Genomic DNA, 6610 nt, shown 5'->3' on the forward strand with positions numbered 1-6610 from the left:
ATGACAAGATATGGTGGCTGCTTGCTGTGGTGTTATCACAACAGGGACAAAGCTTACAAAAAGATACCAAGTAGCAGTCAGAAGCATAACAAGGCGGCAAGGAGAAAGTGACGTAGACGTACTTTAGTACGTTGAGGAACTTTTGACGAAGCCAACGAAGTTAGGCGATTGAATGCACCTTGGTAATTAGGAGGTTTATTATGAATAAAACTAAGGCTATCTTTAGTGCTGCCCCTGTGCTCTATTTTATCATAGGGCTTGAGGTGTTGATTATGATAAGTCCATTTGCGGGGTTTTTCTACTCTGCATTTAATCCTTTTTTGATTGAGACATCTAAATTTACAGCTACCCGCTGGTTAAGCGCCTTTTTTCTTCCCCACATGGTGGTTCCACCGGATAACTTTTTGAAATTTATACGGGTACTGGGATCAGTGTTTTTCGTAGGCGGGTTCTTTCTTTTTTTAATATGTGCCTTTGCAGTTTACAAAGCAAAGTTATTAAAGAAAGGCATTGTAGTTAAAGGTCTTTACACGTTTATCAGACATCCTCAGTATGCCGCATTGATAACTACTGGCGCGGGGCTTGCTGTGCTTTGGCCAAGGTTTTTGGTGCTGGTTCTATGGCTTTTCATGGTGCTCTGCTACTACCTCCTTGCAAAAGACGAGGAAAGAAGAATGCTTAAGCTCCATAACGCTGACTACAGCCGTTACATGGAACAGACCGGAATGTTTTTACCAAAAACCATAGAGCAAAGAATCATGCCCAAAAGCGTATTAGGCAGAGCAGGAGTTTTTGTCTTGTTATCAGTTATTACAGTTACCGCAGGATTTTTTCTGCGGTCATACACAATATCCCACCTATGCTCCTGGACTGATAACAGCCACATCGTTGCAGTTTCAATCATGGACGATGATAAGTTTAAAATGGAACACCGGATGGCACAAGTACTACAAATTGAGGAAATCAGCTCTCACATAAATGCTAACAACAAATACCTTGTCTATTTTCTGCCGCCCGGCTACATTATGCAGGGACTTATTGCCGATACCGGAGACAACTGGAAACTATACAAACAGCACCATGCAATTTCAATGGTTACAGACTGGGTATTTCACCCTTTTAGCCACCTCTGCCAGGCACACAATGCGATGCAACACAACGGGAATTTAGCAGCACACTCGCCGGCTGGCACTGTGATAAGAAAATTGATTTTTCTTAAAATCCCCAATGCAAAAAGTATCGGGTTAAGCGACATGTTAGCTATAAATGCAAGACGTGAGCCTCAATTTATGGCCGATGTTGATATTCATAATCTAAAGCTAATTGACCTTAAGGAGCTTTCTAACAACACAGGCTGGGGAAACATCCCTGTGCCAACGTTTTAACTTAAAGCTCATGTTTGTTGAATAGCAGATGTGTATTGTGATATGATTATTAGGATAGCTTTGGTGGGATTAAATACCGATTAAAAAACTACAAGGAGGAAACAATGCAAAGAAGAGATTTTTTGAAAAGTGCAGTAGTAGCCGGAGTAGTCTTAACGTCAGGTAGCGTGTTGGCCGAGGAAAGTAAAAGCGAACCGCAAAAGCTTAAGAGCAAGGATAATCCCAGTGCGTTGGAACAATCACATGTACCAGTTGTTGAAGTTTTAGGTAAAGCTAAAGCCGGGCAATGGACAGATGTAACCATTAAAGTTGGGTTTATGAAAGAGCATCCCTCAACCCCTGAGCATTGGATTCAATATCTCAAACTTCTTGCAAATGGCAAAGAAATTGCGCAAGCTGATTATCCTATAGGAGGCGTTGCCCCATCAAATGCAGTGTTCAAAATCAAGCTTGATAAGAGCGTAAAACTTGAGGCTATTATTAATTGCAATTTACATGGCACATGGATAAGTGAAGCAGTAAAAGTGGACGTTTCATAATATAGTTGAGTATCAGGCCGTTTTCAGAGCACACTATTGCCTGAAAACGGCTTTATATTTTTGTTGACATTTATTTCTTTTTGGAAGGTTAAATCCTCTTAAATCGTATCGAGTTAATATGGCAAATTGCAACTGCAAGGGCGTCAGAACTGTCAAACGGTAAATCCTCTGTGATATTTAAAATGGCCTTAACCATTTGGAGTACCTGATTCTTATCGGCTTTACCATAGCCGCTGACGGCTTTTTTTATTTCAAGTGCCGAGTACTCAGACACGGTGAGTTCCGAAAGGGAGGCACAGAGCATTGCCACTGCTCTGGCATGTCCCAGGTGGAGTGCCGATATAAAATTCTTTGCATTAAACACCTTTTCGATAGCCATCTCATCAGGGCGGGTTTCAGCCATTATATCTCTTAACTTTTCAAAGATAAATTTTAACCTCTCAGGCAGGGGTTTTTTAGCAGGGGGGGAAATCCGTCCGGTACAGACAAGCCTTAGTCGGTTATCGTCTGCGTGTAAAACTCCGTAACCGCAGTGTATGCTGCCAGGGTCAATGCCGATTACGGTCACTTGTGCCATCAATGTTTGGATTTTTTTGTAGGAAACTGAAACAGAATCTCTTCAACAAGTTGACACAGGATATGAGCCAGCGTTATGTGAGTCTCCTGAATGCGTGCCGTGTCGCTTGTTGGCACCACAAAGGGATATTGTGATTTCTCTGATAATTTAACTCCTTTTTCGCCAGTAAAGGCAATAACTGTCAGTTTTTTCTTATTGGAGGCATCCACGGCTTTCAGCACATTTTTTGAGCCTCCGCTTGTGCTTATAGCTATCACTACATCGCCCTCTTGTGCAAGGCTTTTTATCTGACGGGCAAAAATTTCTGAAAAGTCGTAGTCGTTAGCTATTGAGGTTATAACTGCCATGTCGGTGTTTAGTGCTATGGCAGGGAGTCCCGGCCTCTCACACTTAAACCGGTTAACAAACTCGGCGGCTATATGCGAGGCATCCGTTGCTGAGCCTCCGTTACCAAACAAGAGAATCTTCCTGCCGCCTGAGAACGCTCCTGCTATCACTTTGGCCACGTCCTCTATTCTGTCTATATTTTCTGAAAAAAACCTCTCTTTAACCTCAATGCTGTCTTTTACGCACTTCTGGATTGTCTCTTTTATTGTCATCTTATCCCCCGCTTAGTAACGTTATCTGTTTTAGTAACGTTATCCGTTATAATCTTTAGAGTAGGCGGCCCCTTTTTGCCGCACGAGGCAATCAATATAAACATTGTTGCTAAAGCCATTGATATAACAAGAGCCTGTCTTATCATCTTCTATTTTATTCCTTTTTTTGTCTGTACATTTCTCAACCGTTCTATTTGCTTCTTTCCCTCAATGGCTGATGTGCCGCCCTTTGAGTTTTTATTATTGACGGCAACGTCTAAATTCAGGCACTCATACACATCCTCTTCTATGCGGTCTGAAAATGATTTAAAGATGTTAAGAGGGATTTTTTCAAGGGTTTCACTTTGCTGCAAGCAGTGTTTTACAAGGTTGCCTGTGATTTCGTGTGCCGCTCTGAAAGGAACCCCCTTTCTTACCAGATACTCGGCCAAATCTGTGGCAAGGGAAAACCCTGAGCCGGCAGTCTCTCTAAGCCTCGTTGCGTTAAAATTTATATGATGAAACATCTCACTGATTATTGTAAGGGATGCGCTTACCGTGTCACAGGCGTCAAAAAGAGGAATCTTATCCTCCTGCATGTCACGGTTATAGGTAAGCGGGAGCGCCTTCATTATTGTTAATATTGACATCAGAGCGCCATAAACGCGTCCGGTTTTACCGCGAATAAGCTCCGCAACGTCCGGATTTTTCTTTTGTGGCATTATGCTTGAGCCTGTGGTGTAGGCATCTGAGATTTCTATAAAGGAAAACTCACCCGTGCTCCATAAAACCAACTCCTCTGCCATCCGGCTAAGGTGCATCATTATAATTGAACAGTGTGAAATAAACTCAATCACAAAATCCCTGTCCGATACTGCATCCATGCTGTTTTCCGAGATGCGGGCAAATTTCAACTCCTTAGCAACATAATCCCTGTCAATATTTAAAGTTGTTCCAGACATTGCACAGGCGCCCAGTGGGAGCGTGTTGATTCGCTTAAGGCAATCGTTTAATCTTTCCCTGTCACGCTGAAACATCTCAACGTAAGCCAGCAGATGGTGAGAAAGTATGACTGGCTGTGCCCTCTGTAGGTGGGTGTAGCCGGGCATTATTGTGTTTAAATGTTTTTCAGCAATATCTACCAGAGTGTTTTGAAAATGTTCTATCTTTTCGATAATCTGTTTTGCCTCATCCCTAAGATATAGCCGTATGTCAAGAGCAACCTGATCGTTACGTGAGCGGGCAGTGTGGAGTTTCCTGCCGGAGTCTGGATATATCTCAGTGAGAGCGCTCTCAATATTCATGTGAATATCTTCAAGCTCGACTTTAAAGTCAAAGGTCCCATTGGCTATCTGTTTTGCTATTTTACTTAATCCCGTTACGATTTCCTTAGCTTCTTTTTGAGTTATAATCCCCTGTTTAGCAAGCATCTTTGCGTGAGCCGTGCTGCCCGCTATGTCGTAAAACGCAAGGCGTTTATCAAAAGATATTGACTCCGTAAAAGCTTCAACGCTTTTAGCCGCACCTTGCGTAAACCTGCCGCCCCAAAGTTTTTTCATGATGGGAATAATACAATTTTAATGGGATAGCGGTCAACAGAAAAAAATATTTGTTGATACTAATGTTACAATAAAGTTTTAAGAGTATTATACCGAATAATGACGATGGAGTATAAGGTGAAAGAGAAGTGAAAGGAGCTTTTAGGCTGATAACACAACATCAAGAAACCTGCCTGTTAAAAAGAGGTCTGTAATGGCACAAATCATGTATGATAAGTCACAAGCTGCAGATGTTATTCTTAAAGACAAGAGATTTTTTATTATTGATGACTACAAGGAATTCAGAGAAAGTATGAAAAGAAACATTGCAGCTCTTGGCGTCAAATCTGTAGAAACGTCTGAGGATGCTAATGAAGCAATAAGCAAAATCTCGCGCCAGCCCTACGACATAATCCTTTGCGACTATAACCTGGGCCCTGGTAAAAAGAACGGCCAGCAGATATTTGAAGAACTAACTTATAAAAAGATACTCGGATATTCCACAATGTTTTTCATGGTAACGGCAGAAAATACAATAAGAATGGTAATGAGTGTTATGGATTACCAACCGGATGGATATCTGGTTAAGCCCTTTACCACAAAGGATATTGTGCAGAGAATTAAAGCTGCAAACGAAAAGAAACAGTTGTTTGCTAACATTGACAAAGCGATAATGCGCAGGGATTTTGCTGGTGCAATCACTTTATGTGACAGCTTACTGAAAAACAACCCAAAATATATCCTTGATATTCTAAAGGTCAAGGGTGAAATTTACATGACAACCTGTGATTACAAAAATGCAGGGAATTTATATACACTGGTGTTAAATAAGCACAGGTTGGTCTGGGCGGTGTTTAACATGGGGAAAGTGTATTTTCACATGAGGAAATATCCGGATGCCGAAAAGACATTCAGAGAGCTTATTGAGGAAAACGATATGTTTGTCCCTGCGTACGACTGGCTTGCAAAAACACTGGAGGAAACCGGGGACAAAAAGAGTGCTCAAAGTGTTTTAGAGGATGCTGTAAGTAAATCACCGCAAGCTATATTCAGACAACGTGCGCTTGGTAACATTGCCTATAGTAATAAGGATTTTAACACGGCAGAGGCATCTTTCAATAATGCACTTGAAATTGGAAAAACATCACTCTTTCAAGACTCCTCCGATTACGTGCACCTTGCCAAAGTGTATGTCAAAAAGGGTGATACCGGCAGGGCACTTGATATGATAGATGAGGCAAGGGGTGATTTCATAGGCAGCGACGAGATTATGCTTCAGACAACACTGTTAGAAAGCAGCATATATGCATATACTCAGCAATATAACAAGGCACTGGATTATTTAAAAGAGGCCGAGAAAATTTCCAACAATTATGATGGGAAAGTGCCGCCTGAGCTGGCAATTGAGCTTTCCGGAGCGTTTATTAAAGCCGGTGAAAAAGAAAAAGGCATGGAGATGATGAAACTTATTGTCCAAAACAACCACTCAGACAATAGCATACTAAAAAAAGTTCAGGGGACATTTGATGATTTAGGTATGACTGATGAGGGCGTTGCTTTTGTCTCAAATACGAAAGCTGAGATTATAAGGGTTAACAACAAGGGCGTTGAGTTAATCAATAAAGGGATGCTCACTGAGGCCATAGACCTCTTTGACAAAGCAGCTGATGGCATGCCATCAAATTTCATCATTAATTTAAATGCCCTGAGAGCAATAGTCGGATATTTGTTGAAAAAAGGAAAAGATAAAAACTACACAGACAGGTGTGAAAAGTACATCGAACGAATAAATGTAATAGAACCTAATAACATTAAATTTCAACAGCTTGTCGGCAGGTATAGAAATATCCGATAAATTAGACAGAGCGAGAGTGTTCAAAAAACTGTGTCATGAAGTCTAATTAGAGAGCATTTTTTGGAAAGTATATTTTCAGAAACTGCCTAACTGAATTATATTATCAGTTATAACAAAAAGGAGGCATGACACAATGAG

Annotated in this window: 7 protein-coding genes; 3 read left to right on the forward strand and 4 right to left on the reverse strand. The window is 41.2% G+C overall.

The window, feature by feature from the left end:
* Positions 1-200: 200 nt before the first annotated feature.
* Together HQK88_09195 and HQK88_09200 are read left to right on the forward strand one after the other, a co-directional pair.
* Positions 201-1385 carry a hypothetical protein gene (locus tag HQK88_09195; GenBank protein MBF0616978.1) on the forward strand — a complete coding sequence of 395 codons (1185 nt, stop codon included), beginning with the start codon at positions 201-203 and terminating at the stop codon, positions 1383-1385.
* Between the two features lie 104 nt (positions 1386-1489).
* Positions 1490-1924, forward strand: a complete 435-nt coding sequence (locus HQK88_09200) for a hypothetical protein (GenBank protein ID MBF0616979.1) — start codon at positions 1490-1492, stop codon at positions 1922-1924.
* 88 nt (positions 1925-2012) lie between these two features.
* Here HQK88_09200 and ruvC read toward each other — a convergent pair whose 3' ends face one another.
* From ruvC to argH, 4 genes are read right to left on the reverse strand one after another with little or no spacing between them, the layout of a single operon-like run.
* Positions 2013-2483 carry a crossover junction endodeoxyribonuclease RuvC gene (gene ruvC / locus HQK88_09205; protein MBF0616980.1) on the reverse strand — a complete coding sequence of 157 codons (471 nt, stop codon included), beginning with the start codon at positions 2481-2483 and terminating at the stop codon, positions 2013-2015.
* A 17-nt stretch (positions 2484-2500) separates the two neighbouring features.
* On the reverse strand, positions 2501-3100 hold the full coding sequence (locus HQK88_09210; protein ID MBF0616981.1) for a D-sedoheptulose 7-phosphate isomerase: 600 nt from the start codon (positions 3098-3100) through the stop codon (positions 2501-2503).
* Complete coding sequence (locus tag HQK88_09215; protein MBF0616982.1) at positions 3097-3246, reverse strand: hypothetical protein; 150 nt, start codon at positions 3244-3246, stop codon at positions 3097-3099. The genes HQK88_09210 and HQK88_09215 overlap by 4 nt, the downstream gene beginning before the upstream one ends.
* 3 nt (positions 3247-3249) lie before the next feature.
* On the reverse strand, positions 3250-4638 hold the full coding sequence (gene argH, locus HQK88_09220) for an argininosuccinate lyase (GenBank protein MBF0616983.1): 1389 nt from the start codon (positions 4636-4638) through the stop codon (positions 3250-3252).
* A gap of 193 nt (positions 4639-4831) precedes the next feature.
* On the opposite strand from argH, the gene HQK88_09225 reads away from it, so the two are divergent.
* Positions 4832-6472 (forward strand): response regulator, encoded by a 1641-nt coding sequence (locus HQK88_09225; GenBank protein MBF0616984.1) that lies wholly within the window; start codon positions 4832-4834, stop codon positions 6470-6472.
* The last annotated feature ends 138 nt before the right edge of the window (positions 6473-6610 follow it).

The sequence above is a fragment of the Nitrospirota bacterium genome (assembly GCA_015233895.1).
Classification (GTDB): Bacteria; Nitrospirota; Thermodesulfovibrionia; order Thermodesulfovibrionales; family Magnetobacteriaceae; genus Magnetomonas.

What these genes read in the sequence shown, in the direction of transcription:
- argH (MBF0616983.1), bottom strand. Translation starts at nt 4,638, where the DNA reads ATGAAAAAACTTTGGGGCGGCAGGTTTACGCAAGGTGCGGCTAAAAGC.
- HQK88_09210 (MBF0616981.1), bottom strand. Translation starts at nt 3,100, where the DNA reads ATGACAATAAAAGAGACAATCCAGAAGTGCGTAAAAGACAGCATTGAG.
- HQK88_09215 (MBF0616982.1), bottom strand. Translation starts at nt 3,246, where the DNA reads ATGATAAGACAGGCTCTTGTTATATCAATGGCTTTAGCAACAATGTTT.
- HQK88_09200 (MBF0616979.1), top strand. Translation starts at nt 1,490, where the DNA reads ATGCAAAGAAGAGATTTTTTGAAAAGTGCAGTAGTAGCCGGAGTAGTC.
- HQK88_09195 (MBF0616978.1), top strand. Translation starts at nt 201, where the DNA reads ATGAATAAAACTAAGGCTATCTTTAGTGCTGCCCCTGTGCTCTATTTT.
- HQK88_09225 (MBF0616984.1), top strand. Translation starts at nt 4,832, where the DNA reads ATGGCACAAATCATGTATGATAAGTCACAAGCTGCAGATGTTATTCTT.